Source organism: Pseudomonas sp. HP_08 (assembly GCF_055284095.1).
Genome location: NZ_JBTOQC010000034.1, coordinates 330,083 through 354,129 on the forward strand (window position 1 = coordinate 330,083; position 24,047 = coordinate 354,129).

General features: G+C 58.1%; 20 protein-coding genes. 5 read left to right on the top strand and 15 right to left on the bottom strand.

Annotated features, from left to right (window positions below; translation table 11 throughout):
* Nucleotides 1–111: 111 nt before the first annotated feature.
* The 6 genes from ACYAS9_RS23605 to ccoN are packed head-to-tail and all read right to left on the bottom strand — an operon-like array spanning nt 112 to nt 4,061.
* Nucleotides 112–558, bottom strand: a complete 447-nt coding sequence (locus ACYAS9_RS23605; RefSeq protein WP_463570783.1) for a PIN domain-containing protein — start codon at nt 556–558, stop codon at nt 112–114.
* Nucleotides 558–803, bottom strand: a complete 246-nt coding sequence (locus ACYAS9_RS23610) for a type II toxin-antitoxin system Phd/YefM family antitoxin (RefSeq protein WP_463570784.1) — start codon at nt 801–803, stop codon at nt 558–560. The genes ACYAS9_RS23605 and ACYAS9_RS23610 overlap by 1 nt, the downstream gene beginning before the upstream one ends.
* A gap of 48 nt (nt 804–851) precedes the next feature.
* On the bottom strand, nt 852–1,826 hold the full coding sequence (gene ccoP / locus ACYAS9_RS23615; RefSeq protein WP_463570785.1) for a cytochrome-c oxidase, cbb3-type subunit III: 975 nt from the start codon (nt 1,824–1,826) through the stop codon (nt 852–854).
* Entirely contained in the window at nt 1,823–2,005 is a 183-nt protein-coding gene (locus tag ACYAS9_RS23620) for a cbb3-type cytochrome oxidase subunit 3 (protein WP_463570786.1), read from the bottom strand. The genes ccoP and ACYAS9_RS23620 overlap by 4 nt, the downstream gene beginning before the upstream one ends.
* Nucleotides 2,006–2,010: 5 nt before the next feature.
* Nucleotides 2,011–2,619, bottom strand: coding sequence for a cytochrome-c oxidase, cbb3-type subunit II (gene ccoO / locus ACYAS9_RS23625; RefSeq protein WP_463570788.1), 609 nt, complete (start codon nt 2,617–2,619; stop codon nt 2,011–2,013).
* Nucleotides 2,616–4,061 (bottom strand): cytochrome-c oxidase, cbb3-type subunit I, encoded by a 1,446-nt coding sequence (ccoN, locus tag ACYAS9_RS23630; protein WP_463570790.1) that lies wholly within the window; start codon nt 4,059–4,061, stop codon nt 2,616–2,618. Before ccoN ends, ccoO begins: the two co-directional genes overlap by 4 nt.
* A gap of 215 nt (nt 4,062–4,276) precedes the next feature.
* Between ccoN and ACYAS9_RS23635 the strand changes: the two genes are divergently transcribed.
* On the top strand, nt 4,277–4,939 hold the full coding sequence (locus ACYAS9_RS23635; RefSeq protein ID WP_463570792.1) for an alpha/beta family hydrolase: 663 nt from the start codon (nt 4,277–4,279) through the stop codon (nt 4,937–4,939).
* 6 nt (nt 4,940–4,945) lie between these two features.
* Here ACYAS9_RS23635 and ACYAS9_RS23640 read toward each other — a convergent pair whose 3' ends face one another.
* The 3 genes from ACYAS9_RS23640 to ACYAS9_RS23650 all read right to left on the bottom strand — a co-directional run bounded on the left by ACYAS9_RS23640 (nt 4,946) and on the right by ACYAS9_RS23650 (nt 10,320).
* Nucleotides 4,946–5,404, bottom strand: a complete 459-nt coding sequence (locus tag ACYAS9_RS23640; RefSeq protein ID WP_463570794.1) for a hypothetical protein — start codon at nt 5,402–5,404, stop codon at nt 4,946–4,948.
* Between the two features lie 75 nt (nt 5,405–5,479).
* On the bottom strand, nt 5,480–8,428 hold the full coding sequence (locus ACYAS9_RS23645; protein ID WP_463570796.1) for an Ig-like domain-containing protein: 2,949 nt from the start codon (nt 8,426–8,428) through the stop codon (nt 5,480–5,482).
* Nucleotides 8,429–8,481: 53 nt separating this feature from the next.
* Nucleotides 8,482–10,320: a hypothetical protein gene (locus tag ACYAS9_RS23650; RefSeq protein WP_463570798.1), complete on the bottom strand. Its 1,839-nt coding sequence runs from the start codon at nt 10,318–10,320 to the stop codon at nt 8,482–8,484.
* Between the two features lie 706 nt (nt 10,321–11,026).
* Here ACYAS9_RS23650 and ACYAS9_RS23655 point away from each other — a divergent pair.
* On the top strand, nt 11,027–12,862 hold the full coding sequence (locus tag ACYAS9_RS23655; RefSeq protein WP_463570946.1) for an autotransporter outer membrane beta-barrel domain-containing protein: 1,836 nt from the start codon (nt 11,027–11,029) through the stop codon (nt 12,860–12,862).
* 62 nt (nt 12,863–12,924) lie between these two features.
* Here the strand turns inward: ACYAS9_RS23655 and ACYAS9_RS23660 are convergent, their stop codons facing one another.
* The 6 genes from ACYAS9_RS23660 to acnA all read right to left on the bottom strand — a co-directional run bounded on the left by ACYAS9_RS23660 (nt 12,925) and on the right by acnA (nt 21,268).
* Nucleotides 12,925–13,602 (bottom strand): hypothetical protein, encoded by a 678-nt coding sequence (locus ACYAS9_RS23660; protein ID WP_463570800.1) that lies wholly within the window; start codon nt 13,600–13,602, stop codon nt 12,925–12,927.
* 388 nt (nt 13,603–13,990) lie between these two features.
* The gene (locus ACYAS9_RS23665) at nt 13,991–14,461 is read right to left on the bottom strand and encodes a hypothetical protein (RefSeq protein ID WP_463570802.1); all 471 of its coding nucleotides are present in this window, start codon (nt 14,459–14,461) and stop codon (nt 13,991–13,993) included.
* Between the two features lie 398 nt (nt 14,462–14,859).
* Entirely contained in the window at nt 14,860–15,510 is a 651-nt protein-coding gene (locus ACYAS9_RS23670; RefSeq protein WP_463570804.1) for a hypothetical protein, read from the bottom strand.
* 304 nt (nt 15,511–15,814) lie between these two features.
* Nucleotides 15,815–17,380: a methyl-accepting chemotaxis protein gene (locus tag ACYAS9_RS23675; RefSeq protein ID WP_463570806.1), complete on the bottom strand. Its 1,566-nt coding sequence runs from the start codon at nt 17,378–17,380 to the stop codon at nt 15,815–15,817.
* A gap of 255 nt (nt 17,381–17,635) precedes the next feature.
* Nucleotides 17,636–18,427: a CPBP family intramembrane glutamic endopeptidase gene (locus tag ACYAS9_RS23680; RefSeq protein ID WP_463570808.1), complete on the bottom strand. Its 792-nt coding sequence runs from the start codon at nt 18,425–18,427 to the stop codon at nt 17,636–17,638.
* A gap of 96 nt (nt 18,428–18,523) precedes the next feature.
* The gene (gene acnA / locus ACYAS9_RS23685) at nt 18,524–21,268 is read right to left on the bottom strand and encodes an aconitate hydratase AcnA (RefSeq protein ID WP_463570810.1); all 2,745 of its coding nucleotides are present in this window, start codon (nt 21,266–21,268) and stop codon (nt 18,524–18,526) included.
* Between the two features lie 178 nt (nt 21,269–21,446).
* Here acnA and rlmM point away from each other — a divergent pair, with 178 nt between their 5' ends.
* Genes rlmM through pdxB form a run of 3 tightly spaced genes read left to right on the top strand, consistent with a single transcriptional unit; the run spans nt 21,447 to nt 23,993 of the window.
* Nucleotides 21,447–22,517 carry a 23S rRNA (cytidine(2498)-2'-O)-methyltransferase RlmM gene (gene rlmM / locus ACYAS9_RS23690; RefSeq protein WP_463570812.1) on the top strand — a complete coding sequence of 357 codons (1,071 nt, stop codon included), beginning with the start codon at nt 21,447–21,449 and terminating at the stop codon, nt 22,515–22,517.
* Nucleotides 22,518–22,566: 49 nt separating this feature from the next.
* Nucleotides 22,567–22,821: a sulfurtransferase TusA gene (gene tusA / locus ACYAS9_RS23695; protein WP_459748037.1), complete on the top strand. Its 255-nt coding sequence runs from the start codon at nt 22,567–22,569 to the stop codon at nt 22,819–22,821.
* Nucleotides 22,822–22,850: 29 nt separating this feature from the next.
* Nucleotides 22,851–23,993, top strand: coding sequence for a 4-phosphoerythronate dehydrogenase PdxB (gene pdxB / locus ACYAS9_RS23700; RefSeq protein ID WP_463570814.1), 1,143 nt, complete (start codon nt 22,851–22,853; stop codon nt 23,991–23,993).
* The last annotated feature ends 54 nt before the right edge of the window (nt 23,994–24,047 follow it).

The window sequence follows — 24,047 nt, forward strand, 5'->3', positions numbered from 1 at the left end:
GCCGTGCCTGGGCAATAAGTAGCTGTTCCCGCCAGCGATGATACGCCCGGCCTTATGGGTGAACCTGCGACAGTTGGTCACGCAGCCTGACATGCCCGATAAATGCCCACGTCAGAGAGACGAATAGCGGGCTCGATCTTCATTCAACTGGCTGACCCAAGGGTTAAGCAGGGGCACTTCAGCGTGCTGGAAATCGGCGACGTTGCGCGTGACCACTGTCAAGCCGTGCACCAGCGCCGTGGCCGCGATCATTGCATCGCATTCGCTGCGTGGATCGGGCACATGCAGTTGCGCGCAACGCCTTGCAACCGCGGTGTCGATGGCCAGAATACGGCCGTTGAACGCGGCCAGGACCTGATTCTCCAGCCAATACCTGAGCTGTCGGGCCTGGCTGGGGTCTCGGCGTTCGATACGCAGAACGCCGGTCTCCAGTTCCATGACCGTGATGGCCGAAATAAACAGGCTGGCCGGTGCCTGGGTGCTTGCCCAGTGCATGACATGTGCATCGGCTCTGGGTTTGCGCAGTTCGGAGATGACATTGGTGTCGAGCAAATACATCAGCAAAGGTCCACAGGACGTGACGCGATCGCCGCGCGTTGTGGCTCGAATTCGATCTCGACCGGCATGCGCAGCATTTGCACGATGTCCGGTGCGCTACCGGTCAGGCGCTCGTAGGCCTCGATGCTGAGCAACACATGGCTGGGGCGGCCGCGGTCGGTGATGAATACCGGGCCCTCAATGGCCGATTTCTTGGCGCCACTGGTGTCCTGATTGAATTCGCGACTGGAAATGATCGTCGTCATGGATTGCGCCTTCCTTGAATAGGTATGTAGCAATGTTACTACTATCTGTCATTGAGGCTCAACCGGCTTTTCCTGACGCGACAAACTGTAGATATAGCCCGCCAGCACATGCACCCGATCATCGCCCTGCAGGGCTTTTTGCGCCGGCATCTGGCCCATGCGGCCCTTGGCGATACTGTCCTGCAATTGCGCAAAACCGGTGCCGTAGATATAGGCGCCGGGGTGGGTCAGGTCGGGTGCGCCCAGCAGCGGATTGCCTTTGCCTTCGAGGCCGTGACAGGCGATGCAGGTGGTGGAATAGAGTTTCTGTCCGTTGGCCGGGTCGACCTTGATGCCTTCGGGCAGCGGTCGGTCGAGGCGGGTCAGCAGCCAGGCGGCCACGTCGTTGACGCCTTGCTCGCCCAGAATCGGTCCCCAGGCCGGCATCATGGCGTGACGGCCATTGAGAATGCTGGTCTTGATCGACTGCGCATCGCCGCCCCAGCGCCAGTGCTCGTCGGTCAGGTTCGGAAAGCCGTAGGCGCCCTTGGCGTCCGAGCCATGGCACACCGAACAGTTGGAGGCGAACAGCCGGGCGCCCATTTGCAAGGCTTCGGGATCTTTGGCCACCGCCTCGACGGGCATGGCGGCAAAGCGGGCGAAGGTCGGCGCGTATTGCGCGTTGGCGCGGGCCATCTCTTTTTCCCATTCGTGGACGCCGGTCCAGCCTTGTTGCCCATCGGCAAAGCGCGTCTGGTTATCGGCGTCAACATACTCGTAGCCCGGCAACAGACCGCGCCAGTTGCCCAGCCCCGGGTATAGCAGCAGGTAGCCCAGTGAGAACACGATGGTGGCGATGAACAGCTTGAACCACCAGCCCGGCAGCGGGTTGTCGTACTCCTCGATGCCGTCATAAACATGGCCTGTGGTTTGCTCGCCGGGCTCCTTGCGCTCGCCCTTGCGGGTGGCCAGCAACAGCCAGGTCAGGCCCGCCAGGGTGCCGAGGGTCAGAACAGTGATGTACAGGCTCCAGCCACTGCTCATGCGTCGGGTTTCCGCAGGCTTTCTGGCGTTTCAGTGCTCGGCGGCTCATCGGCGAACGGCAACAGCGTTGCCTCGTCGAAGGCCTGCTTGCGACGTGGGCTGAACACCCACAGCGCCAGGCCGACAAAGGCCAGCAGTACCACCAGCGTGCCCAGACCGCGAATCGTTCCGATATCCATGCCGGTCACCGTTTGCTCTTTATATGCACGCCCAGGCCTTGCAGGTAAGCCACTAGCGCATCCAGTTCGGTCTTGCCTTGCACAGCCTTTGTGGCACCGGCAATGTCGGCATCGGTGTACGGCACGCCCAGGCTGCGCATCGCTTGCATCTTGATCGGGGTCTGGCTGGCGTCGACGGCTTTATGGGCCAGGAAGGGGTAGGCCGGCATCTTCGATTCGGGCACCAGGTCGCGAGGGTTGATCAGGTGAATACGGTGCCATTCATCCGGATAGCGTGCGCCAATCCGCGCCAGGTCCGGGCCGGTCCGTTTGGAACCCCACAGGAACGGGTGATCCCAGACGCTTTCACCGGCCACCGAATAATGGCCGTAGCGCTCGGTTTCGGCGCGAAACGGACGGATCATCTGCGAGTGGCAACCCACGCAGCCATTGGCGATGTACACATCGCGGCCCTCAAGTTGCAGGGCGGTGTAGGGCTTCATGCCTTCGACCGGGGTGTTGGTCACGTCCTGGAAAAACAGCGGCACGATCTGGGTCAGGCCGCCGATGCTCACCGCTATGACCATCAACAGGGTCAGCAGGCCGATGTTTTTCTCTACGATTTCATGCCTCATCGATGAGCCCCTGTCACGCCGATGTGCGCCGCCTGCTCGGCCGCCAGAGGATCGCCGCTGCGGATCGTGCGCCAGGTGTTCCAGGCCATCAGCAGCATGCCGCTGGCAAACAGCGCGCCGCCGATCAGGCGCACCACGTAACCCTGATGGCTGGCCACCAGGGAGGCTATGAAGGTGTAAGTGAGGGTGCCGTCGGCATCCACCGCCCGCCACATCAAGCCTTGAGTGAGACCGTTGACCCACATGGCGGCGATATACAGCACCGTACCGACGGTCGCCAGCCAGAAGTGCGCATGGATCAGCGTCACACTGTGCATCGCCTTGCGGCCAAACAGCGGCGGGATCATGTGATAGGTCGAGCCGATGGTGATCATCGCCACCCAGCCCAGGGCGCCGGCATGCACGTGGCCGATGGTCCAGTCGGTGTAGTGCGACAAGGCATTGACTGTCTTGATCGCCATCATCGGCCCTTCGAAGGTCGACATGCCGTAGAACGCCAGCGCTACTACCAGAAAGCGCAGGATCGGGTCGCTGCGCAATTTATGCCAGGCGCCGGAGAGGGTCATCATGCCGTTGATCATGCCGCCCCAGCTGGGCACCAGCAGGATGATCGACATCACCATGCCCAGCGACTGCGCCCAGTCCGGCAGCGCGGTGTAGTGCAAGTGGTGCGGGCCGGCCCAGATGTACAAGGTGATCAGCGCCCAGAAATGCACGATCGACAGCCGATAGGAGTACACCGGACGCTCGGCCTGCTTGGGCACGAAGTAATACATCATGCCGAGAAAGCCGGTGGTCAGGAAAAAGCCCACGGCGTTGTGGCCGTACCACCACTGCACCATGGCATCGGTGGCGCCGGCGTAGATCGAATAGGACTTGAACAGGCTGACCGGTATCGCCAGGTGATTGACCACATGCAGCATGCCGGTGACCAGAATGAACGCACCGTAAAACCAGTTGGCGACATAAATGTGCGAGGTGCGCCGCCGCGCCAGGGTGCCGAAGAACACCGTTGCATAAGCGACCCAGACGATGGCCAGCCAGATTGCGATGGGCCATTCCAGCTCGGCGTATTCCTTGGTGGTGGTGTAGCCCATGGGCAGGCTGACGAGGGCGGCAACGATGACCGCTTGCCAGCCCCAGAACGTGAAGGCCGCCAGCCGGTCGGAGAACAGCCGTACCTGGCAGGTGCGTTGCACCACGTAATACGAGGTGGCCATTAACGCGCATCCACCGAAGGCGAAGATCACCAGGTTGGTGTGCAGCGGACGCAGGCGGCCGAATGTGGTCCATTCCAGGCCAAAGTTCAGTTCCGGCCAGACCAGTTGGGAGGCGATGAACACGCCAAGCCCCATGCCCACGATCCCCCAGACCACCGTCATGATGACGAACTGGCGGACCACCTTGTAGTTGTAGGCAGTCGGGCTGATTGCTGTACTCATTGCCGGGGTCAAGGCTCCTGAAAGGATCGGGCCGTACCGATACTGTACGAGTGGGAGGCTGGAAAATTTCCTGAATCTGCATCAACGGTGCAAGTCGGCCGCGCGCAAGCTTAATGCCGAACGCCGGGTGAGGGAAGCGAAGAGGCGCTGCAGCCTCGCGCCAGGCCCAAGGCCTTATGGCAAACTGGCCGATCACAGATAGCAATGAGGCACACATGAGCAACGGGCTAAAAGCCGTAATCGAAGACAACGGCTGGCTGTGGACCGACGCCGTCGTGCAGGACGCCCAGGCGCCGGTGACATTGATCCTGGCGCACGGTGCCGGCGCGCCCATGGACAGCGGGTTCATGAACGACATGGCAGCCTTGCTGGCGCAGCAAGGCGTCAATGTGCTGCGTTTCGAGTTTCCCTACATGGCCCAGCGGCGCACCGGTGCCAGCAAGCGCCCGCCCAATCCCCAGCCTCAATTACTGGAACACTGGCGGCAGGTGTATACCCAGGTGCGACCTCATGTCGCCGGGCGGTTGGCCGTAGGCGGCAAATCCATGGGCGGGCGCATGGCCAGCCTGTTGGCCGATGAGTTGCAGGCCGACGCGCTGGTGTGCCTGGGTTATCCGTTCTATGCCGCCGGCAAACCGGAAAAGCCCCGTGTGGCGCACCTGGCCGATTTGCAGACGCGCACGCTGATCGTGCAGGGCGAGCGCGATGCGCTGGGCAATCGCGACACCGTAAACAGCTACACGCTGTCGCCCGCTATCCAGCTGCACTGGCTGTCCACCGCCGACCATGACCTCAAGCCCTTGAAAGCTTCAGGCCTGAATCATGCGCAATGCCTGGCGCAGGCGGCTGTCCGGATCGGTGCCTTTTTGCAGGACTGAGCCGGGTCACGAGCAATGCACCGCAAAGTGGCCTTGAGTGACCTCGAAATCCATGGCTGAAATGCCGAAATCGAAGCGGCCTTGCACCTGCTGGCGTTGTTGATCGACCGCCAGCAGGGTCAGGGCGCCACTTTGCAAATGCGCCGAATGGTAAATGACGCTGTGCCAGTGCGGCGACTCGCTATACACCACCTTGATCTGCGGATTACCCACCAGCGGGTAAGTGCCCGGCTGCAGATCCCGATCAAAGAACAGGCCGATACTGGTGCGCCGCTGGCCGACCTTGCCGTCGGCAATGATTTTCCAGACCCACAGGTCACTGGCGGGTAATCGTTGCGCACGCATTATCAGCCGCCCCAGCAACGTGCTGACCTGCAAGGACTGGCCGTTGACGCAGGCCTGGAAATAATCGTGATGGCAAGGTACATAGCCACAGTGGCCGGAGTCAGGCGCGAGATTGGACATGGCTTGGATCTTGAGCGGCAGTGGATAGGGATAAAGGACGCTGCCCTGTCGGCAGCGCCCGCAATCATGGGGTGACTAGCGAATCGCGACGCCAAGGTTGGCGTTGTGATGCAGCAGCTTGTTTTCCCCGCCGGTGACCAGGTTTTTCACGAAGTACCATTTCCAGCCCACAAGATTGGTCATGGCCAGGGTCGAGGACCAGTAATAGGCGTTGCCCATCGGCCAGCGATCGCCGTACGCGGCGTGAATCTCGCGCAGTTCATCCAGCGAACACAGATGAGCGCCCTGTTGAGCCGCAGCGTTCGAAATCGTGGTGAAACTGCCGCTGCCCAGCCCCAGGCAATGGATTACGCCGGTGACGTCGACGGTATAGCTCAGGCTTTCACCCAGGTTGTCGCTGACCTTGATACTGGCCGTGCCCTTGCCTCGCACCGTGACCAGCCCGTTGCCATCGACCTTGGCCACCAGCGTGTTACTGGAACTGTAGGTATAAGGCGCCTGACCGCCGCGGGCGATGCGCTGCACCGAGGTATCGGCAGGCAGGGACGGCAGCAGATCGGGAGAGCCCGGCAGCAGATACACCTTGCCAGCCAGGGTGACCGGCGTGGTGTCCAGAATCAGCCCCTGATACACCGACAACCACAACGGCGCAGAATCGGCCTGCTGGCCTGCACGAAAGACGGTGTAGAACACGGTGGCCGAACGACCGCTGCTTGCCACGATAAAGGCCTTGGGCACGCGGAACAGCAACTCGCCGCCGGCACCCACGGTCTGATCGGCCGTGTCATGGTCCGACGCACCCCGCCAGCTCACGAGCACACGGTCTTCACGGCTCATGCCGGTATAACGAACCCGTACCGTGGCACCGGATTCGGGAATCCGCGAAGGCACCAACACGCCGTCGACGCCGACGGTGTCCATGCTCGGTGTTGGCAGGTTGTCCAGCCCGATCTGGATTTTCAGGTCCAAGGTATCGGAGGTCTGTACCTGCCCGTTGGCCCGGTTGACGGTATAGGCAATCGCCACCGTTTCGCCGGCATTGGCGATGACCAGCGCATAGGCAAAGACCAGCTCCAGTGCCTGGCCGGCCTCGGCTTCGGTAATGGTTTTCTCTTGGTTATCACTGCCTCTGGGGCCCTGCCACTGGACGGTGACGCGATCGCCTGCACGGAGTTGGGCGAGCGCCTCGATGCGCACTGTTGCTCCGGCGGTGGCGTGTGCGGGATCGAGTGTGTCGCCCTGAGCTTCCTTTACGGTTGGGGTGGGGAGCGGCGCAAGAGTGCTTTCCCGGACAGTGATGATCCGTTTGATGGAGGCCTGGGTACGACCACCTTTTTGCACGTCATACCAGACCTCGACGGTGCCATTGATATTGGCCACCACGTAGCTGCGGGGCACCCTGAAAATCACCTCTTTATTGACCGTGCCGCTATTGATCACCGTGTAGGTGCTGTAAGAGCCCTGCGCAGTACGTCCGTCCCAGTGCAGCGTGACCTTGTCACCCGTGGCCATGGCAGGGTAAGGCAACACCCGGACGACAGCTTCAAGCACCACGTTTTCAGGGTCCAGTACGCCGTCTTCGTTGACGTTGTCCACCAGTGGGCCCGGCAGTGGATCGTTGCTGTTGGTGTCGACCAGCAACGGCAGCACCGGCGACTTGAAGAAGTCCTTCGCAAAGGTGGTTACCGTGTAGTAAACCTCCAGAGTACCGCCCGCCAGTGCAATGACTTTTTCATCGGGAACAAGAAATTGAAGCGTCTTGCCGACATCACCATGGGTGAGATTCTTGACCTCCTCATGCATGACATTGGCGCCGTTGGCCGTCTTGCCCATCCACGCCAGCGTAACCTCATGCCCGTCCGCCATGAAGTAATACGCGGGCACCTGAACCTGCACATTCTGCAAGGTAGGGTCGAGCAAACCATTGACCGCCGCTGGCACAATCGGCAGCGCCAGTTCCTGAAACTCGCCAAGGATAGTCAGCGACAGGCTTTTGGAGCGCAGTTGAACGCCCGAGACCTTGCTGACGATGTATTTGAAGCGCGCGCGGCCTTGAGCGATCGGCTGGAACTGCTCGTTGGGGATCAGAAACTCGACGAAACTGCCTGGAATGTTGACGACCTTCGAGGCCGTATAGGGCTCCAGCGCGATCCCCTCGGCGGTATTGCGTTCGGCAATAAAGTTGATCGTGTCGCCAATCGCGATATCAGGGTTCGACAGCACCAGAGTCTGCACGTCGGCGCCGGACAACTTGTCCAGATCCAGCTCCATATTCGGTGCTTGTGGCGCAATGGGCGCCGGAAGGGTCGAGTTACCGGCCTCCACCTCAACGTAGGCAGGGAATGAAAACCGCGACCAGTTACTGACCACGTCGCGAATGTCATAACGCACCACGATATTTTCCGAGTCCCCGGCTTCAATCACGGTATCCCTTGGAATATCGACCACGACCGGACGGCCCGCCTGATCGGCCAGCAAAGGCGGCAATGCGATCTTGATGCCTTGCCAATAGACTGAAAGCAGATCGCCTTCGATCATGTTCTCGTAAGGTTGAACCGTGACAGAAACGCCTTCGGGTGAAGTAATGACACCCGTGGGTTTAACGGCGGGCAGTTGCAGTTTCTCGTTTTCATACGGGGTGCCCGGATCGGGATCGCGGCCACCGGGGATGGAGAGTTTTACGGTGACGGTTTTACTGGGAGAGTGTTCAGGATTACCACCTGGAAACGGGGTGTAGTTATAACGCACGGCAGGTGTACTGGGTTTTAGCCAGCGAGTATCGACATAGAGGGAGAAGACGCCATTGGTGTCGGGGGCGTCTGGGGAGTGAATGTAGGAGTCAATAATTTCAGTGTTTTCGCCCCAGTAGAGGTCCAAGCGATCTCGTGGGCTTAAAAGTAAAGGGCCAATGAGAACTTCCAGGGGTTTTGCAGGGTCCGCCACATCGATATCTCCGATGCCCTCGGGGTAATGGCTTAGAATATGCGGCGTTGGAAGCATTGAGGTAGTAGGAAGTTTATTCATTTTATCTATCCTTAAAAAAGAGAGAGGTAAGCGTGCTCACCTCTCTTGAAGGTTTAGAGACGGCAAACGCTTTCGAAGCGCATATCAATAAATACGCTCGTGCGCTTGGAATTACCCTGTCCTTTATCGCTTTGAACCTGGAAGGTTGCCTCTACATGGCCGTAGCAATGCCTTTTCAAAGTGGTAACCGGGACGGTGAGGTGGTAACCATTTTCTACTTCGTTCTGAGTAAGTATTGCTGATGTGTGGGACCATTCGAATTTTTTATCGCCTCCCACTAATTGGTCATAGGCCTCATAGGTGAAGACAATGACTTGGCCCTCATTGATGTTGATATAGGGTTTGATGAAAACAGTAGCGCCCGTAGCGCTGCCTATACGGTCAATGGCTCCGTATTCATTAAGTGACGTGAACTCCGGGGCATCAGGTCCCTCAGGTCCGCCTGGCAGCTCATCCTTGGATTGAACAATAATACCCTGCTCAAAAGAGGTGGATGTGTTCGGGTTTTCGTCGGCAGTTACGGTGTAGTAAACCCGAATATCATTACCCGTGCCCACTGGTTTGAAGCGGCTGTTCAATACGGTCAACAGCAATGGGCGACCCGCAACAACGTCGGTGTTTGTGATGATGTAGGGTTGCTCCAGGATTTCTGCGCCACCCCAATAAATGGTGATAATCTGAGCCGCTTTAAATGCGGGATTCCAATTGATCAGGATCGTTGCGTTGAGCTCGAAGTCATTTTCATCGATAAAATTGTCTTCATTGCTGGGGGTACTGCTGCCGCCTCGAATAGTGGGTTTGTCTGGAGTGCCGGGCACAGGGAACTCAATACGGACATTGACTTCAAGATCACTGGAAATGCCTATGGTCTGGCCGCTTCGAATAACTTCATACTTGAGTTGGCGAATGCCGTCTCTGGCCGCTTCAATAGTGGCGTACGGTATATCGAAAATCAGAATGAAGGGTTCTTCCAGGTCTTCCGGCACTACGGGTACAGGGCCGAGGTATTCTGTTCCCCAATACAGCAGAATCTGATCACCTTCCATTACTAGATCAGAGGCAGGAATCTTGACTTCTACACCAGCACGGGCGTCGGCATGGTCAATGAGACCATCGTAATTGTCGATCACCGGTGGAGGCAGGTCGGGAGTGATTTCGGTCAGAAACAGCGGAATGGTCACTTTTCCGGAATCGACAGAAATATTACCAGCCCGATCGGTCACGGTGTAGTAAGTGGCGCCCGTCGGGCTGGGCAGGCTGGTCAGGAAAGCTTTGGTAAAGGCGACGTCAATGGATTGATCTTCGTCTTCTTCGCCGCTAAGTACGATTTCAGGCCCGGCTACACTGCCCCAATAAGTATTGATGATATCTCCCTTTTGCAGTCCGGAGTAACCGAAAATTCGGCCAGTCAGTACGTCACCCATGCTACGCAATTCATCAGCAGTCAGGCCGTCCTTGGCTTGTTCAGGAAAGTCCATATACCCCAGTTGATGCGATCCTGGCGGGGTTCGGTCTACCACAATAGTTGTGGGTAGTGACGGATCGGCGATGCCGCTGGGGAAACCGGTCACAACGTAGCGAAGCTCATAAACCCCATCCTCTTTTAGTTCGGTGCTAACGGGGATGGACATTCGTAAGAGAGTGCCGACAGGAGGGACGGTTTCAAAGAACTCCTCGATCCCAACCAGCACGTTGTTCAGGCTCAACTGATAGCGGTCATTGGGTTTGGCGCCTGTCCAGAGAGGGAAGTCCACACTGACATCTGTTTCAAGGTCAATGGTCTTGATCAGGCCATCAGTTTCATCAGCCGCCGGAACAGCAGGGGGGATGTAGTTACTTTGTTTTTTTTCTCGAGGGCGGCGAGCAATTTTTTCAGTCTGAAGATATTTCATTGTTATTTCCTGATGTTTGAGATTTTTAAGGCTCAAAAGAATACGTCATCGAATAAGGCTTCGACTTTAAAGTACTTCTTCTGTAGATGATGAGGGGCTTTGGCTCTCATCTGCTAATCAAGTAATAGCAATGGTTCTGCTGTGTCAATAGGGTGCCTGTAGAAAAGTCATGGTTTCCTGGCAAAAGTGAGGGAAGTTAAAAGTGCAAGTGTGCTTGGCATCTTTTGCTGTAGGACTCTTGGGGTGGGTTCTTAGGAAAGGGACTACATATTTCAGTTTTGTAGGACGGTCTGTAGGGCGTTTCTGTTGGAGATAATTTGGCCTCGATGGTGTGGAGGGTAAGTCCATGTTGGGTTGTAATTGTGCAGTGGGTTGGAAGTTTAAGGTGGGCGTCGGCGCGGCGGTGTATCTGATTTGCGCACCCTTGCTGGCGCAGCAGCAGATCGCTGGAGTATTTATTGATAATGAAATCAAAGTAATCGATTCTTCTTATGCGCCTGATACTTATCAGGTGTGGAACGGTTCTCACTTTACGGTAGATAATGCTGTTATCAATGGTTTGTATGCCAGTGACTCTACGATTGTGTTGAATGAGGCGGCCATTCGTGGGGGGGCGATTGTAATACGGGCGCGTGAGATGCAGGTGAACAAGTCTTATCTTCAGAACCTTGATAATCCTGCGTTGGCTGTTAGTGATATTGAAAGGATGAGTATCCGGGACAGTGAGTTGGTGGGCGCCGGGGCGGGACTGATCGTTGATAAAAGTGCGACAATACTGATGAATACAAAAGTAGTTGGGGGAGCGTATCGTAATGATTCTAATTGGCTAGGATGGGGGTTGGGTATACTCGGCGCGACGGTGGAAGTCAGATCTGGAAGTCACGTTGTCGGAGAAACCTACAGTGTTCACTTTACGGTTCCAACTTATAAGCCCGAGAGCAATGGGCGTCTGATTGTCGATGCCTCTCGTCTCGAATCACTAAAGGGGGCCACCATCAGAGTTGAAGGGTTAGACGGACGTGCTCACGATGCCGAGATCGATATCCTGAATAATTCATCACTGATCTCAGGCAATGGCAATTTGCTGGAAAGCTTTAGCCAGAGCACTACACAGTTCAAGGTCGACAACACCACACTCACGGGGCATCTGGTCGCCGATGATACAAGTACGCTGAATGTAACCTTGCAGAACCATGCCCGACTGGCCGGCAATATCGTCAATGGCAACGCGGTGTCCGTCAATTCCGGTGGTTACTGGCAAATGAGAGATGACAATGCCATCAAGTACTTGAAAATGGACGGTGGCACCGTGAATTTTGGCGAAGGAGATTTCAAAACACTATCGCTGAATCAACTGTCCGGTACCGGCACCTTTGCCATGCGCATTGATCTGGATCAGGACGACGGTGACTTGCTTGATGTGCAGGGCCAGGCCAGTGGCGTGTTCGGCCTCCGTGTACGCAATACCGGTGCTGAAGTAGTGTCGCCAGAGCTGGAGCCGTTGCTGCTGGTGCACACCGAGGGTGGCAATGCCAAATTCAATCTGGTCGGCGGTCGAGTCGATCTGGGTGCTTACTCCTATGAACTGGAGCAGCAAGGCAACGACTGGTTCATTGTCGGCAATAACCGCACGGTTAGCCCCTCCACTGCGAGCGCCCTGGCGTTGTTCAATGCAGGACCGACCATCTGGATGAGCGAGCTTTCGACTTTGCGCAGTCGCATGGGTGAAGTACGTAGCAGCGGGGCGGGCGGTGGCTGGATGCGCGGCTATGGCAACCGTTTTGAGGCCACCACCGGTGACGGGATCGAATACAAACACAAGCAACAAGGTTTCACTCTGGGAGCTGATGCACCCATACCTATCAGTGACGGCCAATTGTCCTTGGGTATCATGGCCGGCCATAGCCAAACAGATCTGGATTTGAGCCATGGCACCAGCGGTAAGGTCGACAGCCTTTCTGTCGGCACCTACGCGACCTGGTTGTCGGACCAGGGTTATTACCTGGACGCAATGCTCAAACTCAATCGCTTGCGCAACAAGGCCAAGGTCGCGATGAGCGACAGTACCAGAGCCAAAGGTAACTATGACAACACCGGTATTGGTGGTTCGGTGGAGTTCGGTCGGCATATCAAGCTGGCGAATGACTGGTTTGTTGAGCCCTATACGCAACTGGCGGCAGTGACGCTCAAAGGTCAGCGTTATCGTATGGACAATGGTTTGCAAGCCAGCAACACCCAGACTCGTTCGGTGCTCGGTAAGGTCGGTAGTTCACTGGGGCGTGATTTTGCGCTCACGGATGGTGGGGTGTTGCAACCTTACCTGCGTGTCGCGCTGGCTCAGGAGTTCTCGCGCAGCAATGATGTGAAGGTTAACGACAGCCATTTCGATAACGACGTGTCCGGCACTCGGGCGGAGTTGGGGGCAGGCGTCTCGGTATCGTTGTCCGAACGTCTGCAACTGCATGCCGATTTCGAATATATGAAGGGCAAGCGGGTTGAGCAGCCCTGGGGGGCCAATGTCGGTCTGCGCCTGGCTTTCTAAAACCCGTTCCTGAGTGAGCGCAAAGCCCCCGGCGTGTAATCGCCGGAGGCTTTTTCATGGTTTTAGCGAGTGTTGGAAAACGCTTGGCCTGTCATGCCCAGTGTCAAAGGCCAGGAGAGGTTCGACTTATTGCCTGCACGGTCAGTTACTTGATAAGTAAATTCAATCTGGCCGCTGTCAAGACACCGTAGAAAATCGTGGCTGAAACTGATCTGTATGATGTTTTCGCTCAAGTCATGCTCACTGACGGTATAGGCCGGGCCTTGTATACCATTGCAAAAAACTTGCAGCGTGTCGCCCACGTTTATATCGGCATAGCCGGGTATTTGAGCGGCAAGTACTTCTCCAAAATTGATCTGTGGAAAGATCATTGGCGCCAGCAAGGCGGCACCCGGTGCAGTGCGGTCAATTCGGATCGTGGTTGCTAAAGAATCGTCAGACAAACCTGAAGGATAGCCAATGGTTCTGTATGCAACTTTATGTTTGCCATCGGCATTAAGTAATTCCAAAGGGATTTTCAAGGTCAATAAACCTTCAGGAACCGGGTCTGGGAAACGAATGAACTCCCCTATACCAATGCCATTGAGTGCCAGCTGGTAACCGTCTCTTGGTCTGGAACCCTTCCAGACAGGAAAGTGCATTAGCACATCTTGAGTTAGGTCGCTGAGTTTAATCAGCCCATCCTGCTCTGCGACGGGCACGGTAGGGGCTGGTAGATAGTCGAGCTCTAAGGTGTTCATACTGTTTTTCCATTGTAATGCAGGGCGTGAGTGCCCTGCTTGTGAGTGGGTCTTGCGGTTGTCTGATTTTTAATTAGCCGTCATATGAATGTGATGTCAATCACCCAGGCAAAGTTTGATAGGTTTTTAGAGTATTTGGGAGGTTTCCTACGATTGTCTAGGGTTGTATTTTCTGGCTGTGTAGGACACGCCATAGGTTTATCTTCCTGGTTTCTCTAAAGTAGTTTTCCTATAAAGCACAATGCCGTATTCAGTATTGCAGAACCCGGGTATAGCACCGGCTCCAGCGGAACCGGTGCTGTAAGAAAGTACCGCGATCAGAAAACACAACACTGTCGCGGGTACCGCACTTTCGGCCGCTGTACGTCCGTTCAGATTGTCTTTCCAGTCAACGCCTACCGTTAGACTCGACCACCACTTGCAAAAACGGTGAGGTACCGATCAGTTCCTCGGCACGCCAGACTTCGTAATACAGGTCCAGAGAACCGTATTGCTGCAAGTCGATGTACTCGTAGCAAATGCACAACACCCATACGATGTTATGACCGATCGAGTTGTGAAACAGGATGTTCGAGCATGCATGTGCACCCCAGTGGAAGACGATAACGTCTTCTCTGCGCATCATGGGTGAGCCGGGAATCAGCACCTTCACTCCGGCTTTCATCTGGTCGCGGCTGATCAACTCAGGGTTGGCATTGTCCAGTCTGGGTGGTTTGAGGCTGATGGAAATCTCCGGCAGGCTCAACAGAGAGCGAGTCCCGTCGATGTGCCGTTGAAGATAGAGATCGACAGGTTGGGGTTCGACAGTGATAGCGCAATGGCCATCTAATGGCATGTCTTCTGGTTCAAGTTCTTTCATGGCGCTCTATGGTAATTGGGTGTTGATGAGAGGGGGCTTATTAAGAGCAGTTGCTTGTAAATCAATCAAGTGGGGCTCGTGGATGACTATTCTTCGTTTTAAGGTGATTAGATGTTTCGATATATTTCCAAAGATGTTGCTTGGCGAAAGTGATGCATCTGCTGAAAGGCGGGTTTTAAAGCCTGTGCGATGGTTTCTTTCATGAGTTATGTTTAGAGGGAAAGGCAAAGGGCTTGTAGTCTGCGTATGACAGGATGACTTATTTTCAGGTAGGAGAATTCGTTGTTCCTGGATTTTGTTAAAACTGTGGGAAGTTTCACTCAAATTTTTCCTAGATGTCCTGCACTCAAAAGGGTGCAGGACATCGAGTGGCATACTTGAATGAGTGTGGGAAAGACTCAGGCTGACATTGTGAGGGTCACAGGCCAGGCGAGAAGCGACTGATTGCCTGCGCGATCAGTGATCTGATAGCTGAATTCGACCTGGGTATTGGCGAGGCTTTGCAGAAAGTCGCGGGTGAAGCTGATCTGCATCGGCCGCCTGTTCAGATCGTCATCGCTGATAGTGTGCGACGGGCCTTGTACTCCGTTGCACAGGGTTTGCAGCGTGTCGCCCACCGCCATGCCGGCATAGCACGGTACCTGAGCTTTCAATACGTCAAAATTAATGTTTGCAAAGATCAATGGTGCCAGCAGCGTAGCGCCCGGTACGCTTCGATCCACTCTGATCTGGATGGCAGGAGCATCCGTAGAGTGCAGGCTCTTATCGTTGGTTGCCCGGTAACCAAGCCGATACAAACCCTCATGTTCAAGATTCCCGACGGGAAGTGTCAGGGTCATGATATCCCCTGCCAGATCTGCGTCGGTTTTAGCGTAGGGTTCGCCTAGCAATTGACCATTCAGTGTCAGTTGAACAAAGTAGCCTGTTTGCATGTTCTCCCAAATGACAATATTTACCGGCAGTGGCTTGTCCAGTGCTGAAACAGGCAGTAACCCGTCAATAGGGGCTGCAAGCGCTACAAAAGGAGAAGGTAGTTCGAAAGTGTTCATGTGCTGTTCTCATTAAGATGACGAGTTCCTTATGGTGCTCGTCAGGGATAAGGGGCAGGCTAAACAGGATTAAGGGTGTGAAGTCCCTGTCTTATTGCCTGATTTCGAACTAATCGACTTGCCTTCCCCCTGTCAACCCACTCCAACCCAGCCAGACCCACTTCAATAATATTTGGGAAATGTCCTGCAAGTTCACACATGCTTTTTACAAAACCCTGTAGGACCCACGCCCACTACTAAAACCCGGCCAATAAAAAACCCCGCCAGGCATGCACCTGGCGGGGTTCCAATAAGCCGTAAAAGCCTACCGGTTAAAACGCTCCACCAACGAGTATTGCGAGTGCGCGGTATGAGTCAGTTCTGCGCTGAGCACCGCCGAGCGTTGGGCGCCGTCGGAGGTCTGGTCGGCCAGGTCGGCGATGTTGGAGATGTTGCGGCTGATCTCGTCGGCTACCGAGCTTTGCTGTTCGGTGGCGGCGGCGATCTGGGTGGCCATGTCGGTGATATTGGCCACCGCCTCGCTGATGCCCACCAGTGCCTGGTCGGCTTCCAGCACGCGGGCCACGCCTTCTTCAGCCTGGCGATGGCCGGCGTTCATGGTCTGTACGGCGTTATTGGCGGTTTGTTGCAGTTTGGCGATCAGGCCATGAATCTGCCCGGTCGATTCGGTGGTGCGTTGTGCCAGTTGCCGCACTTCGTCGGCCACCACGGCAAAGCCGCGGCCCATTTCGCCGGCGCGGGCGGCTTCGATGGCGGCGTTGAGGGCCAGCAGGTTGGTCTGGTCGGCGATGCCTTTGATCACATCGACCACGCCGCCAATTTCATCGCTGTCGCGGGCCAGTTGGGTTACGGTCAGGCCGGTTTCGCCCACCGCAGTCGACAGGCGCTGGATCGCTTCACGGGTTTCGCCGGCGATGTCGCGGCCGCGACGGGTCAGGTCGTTGGCCTGCTGTGTGGCGGTGGCAGTGCTTTGTACATGGCTGGCCACTTGTTGTGTGGTGGCGGCCATCTGGTTGATGGCGGCGGCAACCTGTTCGGTTTCGACGCGCTGACGCTCAAGGCCTGCAGAACTTTCGTTGGCCAGAGCATTGGATTGCTCGGCTTGCAGGTTCAGGTGCTCGGCGGTGTCCTGCAGACGAGTCAGGCAGGTTTTCAGGCGTGCGTCCTGGCTGAGGATCGACATTTCAAGGCGCGCTTGCGGGCCGCGGCTGTCGGTGTACATCTGCGCGATCAGCGGGTCGGAGGTGGTCTGCTCGGCCAGGCGCAGCAGGCGCTTGATGCCGCGTTGCTGCCAGCTCAGGCCAATCAGGCCCAGCGGTACCGACAGGGCCGCTGCGAGGATGAAGCCCCACCACGAGTCGAGCCAGACGCCGATCAGAAAGCCGATCTGGCTGATCAAAATGAATGGCACCCAGTCTTGCAGCACCGGCAGCCACTTGTCGCGGCTCGGCACGGCGGATTTGCCGCCGTTCAGGCGTGCATACAGGGCCTGGGCGCGGCGGATCTGCTCGGCGGTGGGCTTGACGCGCACGGACTCGTAACCGATCACCTTGCCGTTTTCCAGAATCGGCGTCACATAGGCGTTGACCCAGTAATGGTCGCCATTCTTGCAACGGTTCTTGACGATGCCCATCCAGGGCTGGCCGGTTTTCAAGGTGGCCCACATGTGCTCGAACACCGCAGGCGGCACATCGGGGTGACGCACCAGGTTGTGTGAAGCCTTGAGCAGTTCTTGTTGGCTAAAGCCGCTGATCTGTTGAAAGGCTTCGTTGCAGTAGGTGATTACGCCTTTGGTATCGGTTGTGGAAATCAACCGTTGTTGTGCTGCAAATGTCCGCTCACGCTGAGTGATGGGCTGATTATTACGCATGGGTATTCGATCCTTCGATCCAATAAGGCTTTGAGGCACCGCTAAAAACTACCTGCGTTGTCATCGCTGCGTTAAAAACAGCCTCTCAATGCTCATTGACAACTCGTCAACTCCGCTTGCTCGCCTGTTTTTGCCTCGCGCTGACTGCCTCGCCTACGTTTTTAAAGGTGCCCTTTGGCGAGTTATCGGCACGCGACGCCGGAAATTGAGGCGTCGATCACGTTATTGAGCGCACGTCTTGCCCGCGATCAATACTCAGCGTGCCAGCATCGGGTAGGCGAAGAGGGTGAAATGCACCAGATTCAGACCGAAGTGCGCGCTGACCGCCGCCCATAGTCCGCCATAACGCCAGGCAATGCCGTAGCCGACACCGGCCAGACCGGCCAGCAGCACCCAAGCCCAACCCCCTCCGATATGAGCCAGCCCGAATAACAGGGCGACCGTGACAACTGGCAGTATGCCTCCAGCCGACCATCGATGACAGTAACGTTGCAGCGCGCCCTGAAGATAGGCCCGAAAAAATAGCTCTTCGGTCAGGCTCACCAGCAGCAGGTTGTTCAGCAGCCACATCAGGCTATAAGGCGGCCACTTCGGTGCCCAGGTCGTCACACCCAGCGCCCAGGCCAGTGCCAGGCACAGGCTGATGACCAGCAGCGTGACCGATGCGGCGACCTTGAGCGCGCGAACCGGGTCCACCGGCTGCAAGAGCCACGGGCAGGCCAGCAGGATCCAGAGCCCGATCAGCGGCTTGTCCAGGTTCCAGTAGGTGATGAAGGGCACCGACTCAGGGCTTGAGCGAGCCAGCGTCATGAGCGGCGCATTGTTGAAACCCGGCAGCGCGTGCATCGCCAGGGCCAGGCCGGTAACGATGAACACGCCATGACCCAGGCAACGCACCGGCAGGCGTTGGGTTGGACGCACGGCAAAGGCGGCAATCAACAACAGCCCGATTGCGCCCAGCGCTGCAGGTTCGAGCTGGCCGTGGTACAGCGCAATGCCATAGCCCAGGCTGAGCAGGGTCAACGCTGTCCAGCGCGATGCAGTCATGAGAATCACCTGAATAAAGAGCAGGCGATTCTAGCGGGATAAGGGATGTACAGGAAAAGGTCCGTCAGCGGTTTACAGCCGTGACGGACCCCGTTTTCAGGCTGCGATCAACTGACGCAACACGTAGTGCAGGATGCCACCCGCCTTGAAGTATTCCACTTCATTGAGGGTGTCGATGCGGCACAGCAGCTCGATGTCTTGCTGACGGCCATCTTCGAAGGTGATGCCCAGCTTCAGGGTCATCCCCGGATGCAGCTCAGCCTGGCTCAGGCCGCTGATAGCCAGGGTTTCCTTGCCGGTCAGGCCCAGGCTCTTGCGCGTGTGCGGTGCCTTGAACTGCAAAGGCAGCACGCCCATGCCCACCAGGTTGGAGCGGTGAATGCGCTCGAAGCTTTCGGCGATCACCGCCTTGACGCCCAGCAGGTTGGTGCCTTTGGCCGCCCAGTCGCGGCTGGAGCCGGTGCCGTACTCTTGACCGGCAACGATCACCAGCGGCGTGCCTTCTTGCTGATAGCGCATCGACGCATCATAGATCGGCAGTTTTTCGTCGGTGGGAACGTGCAGGGTATAACCACCTTCTTCGCCGCCAAGCATTTCGTTGCGAATGCGGATATTGGCGAAGGTGCCGCGCATCATCACTTCATGGTTGCCACGCCGTGAACCGTACGAGTTGAAGTCCTTGGGCTCGACGCCTTGCTCGCGCAGATAGCGACCCGCGGGGCTGTCGGTCTTGATGTTGCCGGCCGGGGAAATGTGGTCGGTGGTCACCGAGTCGCCGAGCAGGGCCAGGATGCGCGCCTCGTGGATATCCTCGATCACCGGCAAGGGACCGGCAATATTTTCGAAGAACGGCGGGTGCTGGATATAGGTGGAGTCGTCCTGCCAGACATAGGTGGCGGCTTGCGGTACTTCGATGGCTTGCCACTGCGCGTCGCCGGTGAAGACCTGGGCGTATTCCTTGTGGAACATGGCGGTGTCGACCTTGAGCACAGCGTCGGCGATTTCCTTCTGGCTGGGCCAGATGTCGCGCAGGTACACCGGCTGCCCGTCGCTGCCTTCGCCCAGTGGTTCGCGGCTGATATCGATGCGCACGTTACCGGCCAGCGCGTAAGCCACCACCAGTGGCGGCGAGGCCAGCCAGTTGGTCTTGACCAGCGGATGCACGCGGCCTTCAAAGTTGCGGTTACCGGACAACACCGAGGCGACGGTCAGGTCCGAATGCTGGATGGCTTTTTCGATCGGCTCCAGCAACGGTCCGGAGTTGCCGATGCAGGTGGTGCAGCCATAGCCCACCAGGTCGAAACCCAGCTTGTCGAGGTACGGCGTCAGCCCGGCTGCCTCGTAATAGTCGGTGACCACCTTGGAGCCGGGGGCCAGCGAGCTTTTCACCCACGGCTGGCGCTTCAAGCCTTTTTCGACGGCTTTCTTGGCCAGCAGCCCGGCGGCCATCATCACGCTGGGGTTGGAGGTGTTAGTACAAGAAGTGATAGCGGCGATGACTACCGCGCCGTTTTTCAGGCGATAACTCTGGCCGTTGTATTCGTATTCGGTGCCGTCGATCACTTGTTCGGCGTTGCCCACGGCCACGCCGCCACCGCCTTCGCTTTCCAGACGGCCTTCGTCGACCTGGGTCGGCTTGAGCTGCAAGCCGAGGAAGTCATCGAACGCCTGGGCAACCGCAGGCAGCGGCACGCGGTCTTGCGGGCGTTTTGGTCCGGCAAGACTGGCTTGCACCTCACCCATGTCCAGCGCCAGGGTGTCGGTGAACGCCGGCTCCTGGCCGGGCAGGCGCCACAGGCCTTGCGCCTTGCAGTAGGCCTCGACCAGCTCGACGGTTTCAGCCGGCCGGCCAGACAGGCGCAGGTAATCGAGGGTCACGTCATCGACCGGGAAGAAGCCGCAGGTGGCGCCGTATTCCGGGGCCATGTTGGCGATGGTCGCGCGGTCGGCCAGCGCCAGATCGGCCAGGCCGTCGCCATAGAACTCGACGAATTTGCCGACCACACCTTTCTTGCGCAGCATCTGGGTCACGGTCAGCACCAGGTCGGTGGCGGTGATGCCTTCCTTGAGCTTGCCAGTGAGTTTGAAGCCGATGACCTCCGGAATCAGCATCGACACCGGCTGGCCGAGCATCGCCGCCTCGGCTTCGATACCGCCGACGCCCCAGCCCAGTACGCCCAGGCCGTTGATCATGGTGGTGTGCGAGTCGGTGCCGACCAGCGTGTCGGGGAAGGCATAGGTGCGGCCGTCTTCTTCCTTGGTCCACACCGTGCGGCCCAGGTACTCAAGGTTGACCTGATGGCAGATGCCCGTGCCCGGCGGCACCACGCTGAAGTTATCGAAGGCGTTCTGGCCCCAGCGCAGGAAGGCATAACGTTCGCCATTGCGCTGCATTTCAATGTCGACGTTCTGCTTGAAGGCGTCGTCCGAGGCGTAGCTGTCGACCATCACCGAGTGGTCTATCACCAGGTCGACCGGCGACAGCGGGTTGATGCGTTGCGGGTCGCCACCGGCCTTGGCCACGGCGGCGCGCATGGCGGCCAGGTCGACCACTGCCGGTACGCCGGTGAAGTCCTGCATGAGCACGCGGGCAGGGCGGTACTGGATTTCGCGGTCCGAGCGGCGTTCGTCCAGCCAGGCGGCCAGCGCCTTGAAGTCTTCGCCGGTCACGGTCTTGTCGTCTTCCCAGCGCAACAGGTTTTCCAGCAGCACTTTGAGCGACATCGGCAGCTTGTCCAGATCGCCCAGCGTGCGGGCGGCGTCGGGCAGGCTGAAATAATGATAGGTCTTGTTATGAGCGGTCAGCGTTTTCAGGCTTTTCAGGCTATCGAGGGAGGGCATCAAATGGCTCCTTGAACAGTAAGCAGGTGTTCCGGGGCTAAATCGGAACCTGATCGGTGGCGCAACACGGTAAGTGCGCCGATTCCCGTACTGTTGGTGTGGACCCCTGGGCCGAGTCAGAGGTTCCGGTTTCAGCTATCATGCGCGGCTTTGATCGTCGCAGGCTCTGGAATCGCTCATGAATACGCTGTTTATGCATTGCCGGCCCGGCTTCGAAAGCGAGGTCTGCTCGGAAATAGCCGATATCGCTGCCCGCCTGAACGTGGCCGGCTATGCCAAGGCCAAGGCTGACACCGCCTGCGCCGAGTTCATCTGCCTTGAACCCGAGGGCGCCCGGCGCCTGATGCAGGGCCAGCGTTTTGATCGCTTGATCTTCCCGCGCCAGTGGGCCCGCGGTGACTTTGTCGAGCTGCCGGAAACCGACCGTATCAGCGTGCTGCTTGAGCGCCTGCAGGCTTATCCGGTGTGCGGCAGCCTGTGGCTCGAGGTGCTCGACACCAATGACGGCAAGGAACTGTCGACCTTCTGTCGCAAGTTCGAAGCGCCGCTGCGCAAGGCCTTGCTCAAGGCGGACAAGCTGCGTGACGACCCGGCCCTGCCGCGCTTGCTGCTGACCTTCAAGAGCGGTCGCGAAGTGTTTCTGGGCATTGCCGAGTCCGATAACAACGCGATGTGGCCGATGGGCATCCCGCGCCTGAAGTTTCCCCGCGAAGCGCCGAGCCGCTCGACGCTCAAGCTCGAAGAGGCCTGGCATCACTTCATTCCTCGCGACCAGTGGGACGAGCGCCTGTCCGGTGAGATGACTGGGGTCGACCTGGGTGCGGCGCCCGGTGGCTGGACCTATCAACTGGTGCGCCGTGGCATGCTGGTGACCGCCATCGACAATGGCCCGATGGCTGAAAGCCTGATGGACACCGGTCTGGTCCAGCACCTGATGACCGACGGTTTCACCTGGAAGCCGCGCCAGACGGTGGACTGGATGGTCTGCGACATCGTCGAGAAGCCTGCGCGTAACGCAGCCTTGCTGGAAACCTGGTTGGGCGAAGGCCTGTGCCGCGAGGCGGTGGTCAATCTCAAGCTGCCGATGAAGCAACGCTATGCTGAGGTGCGCCGGCTGCTGGAGCGGATCGAAGACGGCTTCAAGGCACGCGGTGTCAAAGTCTCCATCGGCTGCAAGCAGCTGTACCACGACCGCGAAGAGGTCACCTGCCATCTGCGCCGCCTTGACCTGCGCCGCCCTGACCGGTGAAGGCGCTGAGCTGTCTATTTGTGCACCATCTGTTTTTTCGGAGTAACCGATGCCTGAACCGATCGAAAACCTGACCGCCGACGCTACCCTGGACGCCACCGGCCTCAATTGCCCGGAGCCGGTGATGATGCTGCACCAGAAAGTGCGTGACCTGAGCGCCGGTGGCTTGCTCAAAGTCATTGCTACCGATCCTTCGACACGCCGCGACATTCCCAAGTTTTGTGTGTTTCTGGGGCATGAGCTGGTGGATCAACAGGTTGAAGGCTCGACTTACCTGTACTGGATTCGCAAGAAAGCCGACTGATGGCTTTGATTAATTCGCAGGAGCCACCCATGCAAATCGTTGCTGACGAAAACATTCCGCTGCTCGACGCCTTTTTTGCAGGCCTTGGCACCTTACGGCGCCTGCCGGGCCGCGCCATCGACCGTGCGGCGGTGGCGGACGCCGATATCCTGCTGGTGCGCTCGGTGACTCAGGTCGACCGCGCCTTGCTTGAAGGCAGCCCGGTGCGTTTTGTCGGCACGTGCACCATCGGCACTGACCACCTTGACCTTGAATACTTCGCCAAGGCCGGTATCCAGTGGTCCAGCGCGCCCGGTTGCAATGCCCGTGGCGTGGTGGATTACGTACTCGGCAGCCTGCTGACCCTGGCGGAAATCGAAGGTGTCGAGCTGGATCAGCGCACTTATGGCGTGGTCGGCGCGGGGCAGGTGGGTGGCCGGCTGATCGAGGTGTTGCGTGGCCTGGGCTGGAATGTACTGGTCTGCGACCCGCCGCGTCAGGCCGAGGGCGGCGATTACGTCAGCCTGGACGAAATCATCCAGCGCTGCGATGTGATCAGCCTGCACACGCCGCTGGAGCGCACGGGCCAGCACCCGACCTGGCATTTGTTTGACCGCGAGCGGTTGCAGCGCCTGCGCCCCGGCACCTGGCTGATCAACGCCAGCCGTGGCGCGGTGGTCGACAATCAGGCGCTGTATGAGGTCATGCTCGACCGTGAAGACCTGCAAGCGGTGCTCGATGTCTGGGAAGGCGAGCCGCAGGTGCATGTGCCATTGGCCGAACTGTGCACCCTGGCGACACCGCACATCGCCGGCTACAGCCTTGATGGCCGTCAGCGCGGCACGGCGCAGATCTACCAGGCGCTGTGCGCGTTTCTCGGCCAGCCGGCCCGCATTCAGTTGCAAGACTTGCTGCCGCGCCAGTGGCTGGCGCATGTCGGTCTGGATGCCGAAACCGATCCGGCCTGGGCGCTGGCCATGCTTTGCCGGGGCGTCTACGACCCGCGCCGCGACGACGCCGACTTTCGCCGCACCCTGGAAGGCGACACCGACAGCCAGCGCCAGGCCTTCGACGCCCTGCGCAAGCATTACCCGCCACGCCGCGAGATCGATGCGCTGAACGTCAGGCTTGAGGGCAATGACACGCAGGCACTGGCGCAGATCGTGCGGGCACTGGGTGCTCGACTGGCCTGAGTTCGACTGGCCCTAGCTCGACTGGCCAGAGAGGCCTGCCGTTGCGCATAAAAA

What these genes read in the sequence shown, in the direction of transcription:
- ACYAS9_RS23670 (WP_463570804.1), bottom strand. Translation starts at nt 15,510, where the DNA reads ATGAACACTTTCGAACTACCTTCTCCTTTTGTAGCGCTTGCAGCCCCT.
- ccoN (WP_463570790.1), bottom strand. Translation starts at nt 4,061, where the DNA reads ATGAGTACAGCAATCAGCCCGACTGCCTACAACTACAAGGTGGTCCGC.
- ACYAS9_RS23620 (WP_463570786.1), bottom strand. Translation starts at nt 2,005, where the DNA reads ATGGATATCGGAACGATTCGCGGTCTGGGCACGCTGGTGGTACTGCTG.
- tusA (WP_459748037.1), top strand. Translation starts at nt 22,567, where the DNA reads ATGCCTGAACCGATCGAAAACCTGACCGCCGACGCTACCCTGGACGCC.
- ACYAS9_RS23660 (WP_463570800.1), bottom strand. Translation starts at nt 13,602, where the DNA reads ATGAACACCTTAGAGCTCGACTATCTACCAGCCCCTACCGTGCCCGTC.
- ccoO (WP_463570788.1), bottom strand. Translation starts at nt 2,619, where the DNA reads ATGAGGCATGAAATCGTAGAGAAAAACATCGGCCTGCTGACCCTGTTG.
- ACYAS9_RS23680 (WP_463570808.1), bottom strand. Translation starts at nt 18,427, where the DNA reads ATGACTGCATCGCGCTGGACAGCGTTGACCCTGCTCAGCCTGGGCTAT.
- ACYAS9_RS23675 (WP_463570806.1), bottom strand. Translation starts at nt 17,380, where the DNA reads ATGCGTAATAATCAGCCCATCACTCAGCGTGAGCGGACATTTGCAGCA.
- ACYAS9_RS23605 (WP_463570783.1), bottom strand. Translation starts at nt 558, where the DNA reads ATGTATTTGCTCGACACCAATGTCATCTCCGAACTGCGCAAACCCAGA.
- ACYAS9_RS23655 (WP_463570946.1), top strand. Translation starts at nt 11,027, where the DNA reads ATGAGTATCCGGGACAGTGAGTTGGTGGGCGCCGGGGCGGGACTGATC.
- pdxB (WP_463570814.1), top strand. Translation starts at nt 22,851, where the DNA reads ATGCAAATCGTTGCTGACGAAAACATTCCGCTGCTCGACGCCTTTTTT.
- ACYAS9_RS23635 (WP_463570792.1), top strand. Translation starts at nt 4,277, where the DNA reads ATGAGCAACGGGCTAAAAGCCGTAATCGAAGACAACGGCTGGCTGTGG.
- ACYAS9_RS23640 (WP_463570794.1), bottom strand. Translation starts at nt 5,404, where the DNA reads ATGTCCAATCTCGCGCCTGACTCCGGCCACTGTGGCTATGTACCTTGC.
- ACYAS9_RS23650 (WP_463570798.1), bottom strand. Translation starts at nt 10,320, where the DNA reads ATGAAATATCTTCAGACTGAAAAAATTGCTCGCCGCCCTCGAGAAAAA.
- ACYAS9_RS23665 (WP_463570802.1), bottom strand. Translation starts at nt 14,461, where the DNA reads ATGAAAGAACTTGAACCAGAAGACATGCCATTAGATGGCCATTGCGCT.
- ACYAS9_RS23610 (WP_463570784.1), bottom strand. Translation starts at nt 803, where the DNA reads ATGACGACGATCATTTCCAGTCGCGAATTCAATCAGGACACCAGTGGC.
- acnA (WP_463570810.1), bottom strand. Translation starts at nt 21,268, where the DNA reads ATGCCCTCCCTCGATAGCCTGAAAAGCCTGAAAACGCTGACCGCTCAT.
- ACYAS9_RS23645 (WP_463570796.1), bottom strand. Translation starts at nt 8,428, where the DNA reads ATGAATAAACTTCCTACTACCTCAATGCTTCCAACGCCGCATATTCTA.
- ccoP (WP_463570785.1), bottom strand. Translation starts at nt 1,826, where the DNA reads ATGAGCAGTGGCTGGAGCCTGTACATCACTGTTCTGACCCTCGGCACC.
- rlmM (WP_463570812.1), top strand. Translation starts at nt 21,447, where the DNA reads ATGAATACGCTGTTTATGCATTGCCGGCCCGGCTTCGAAAGCGAGGTC.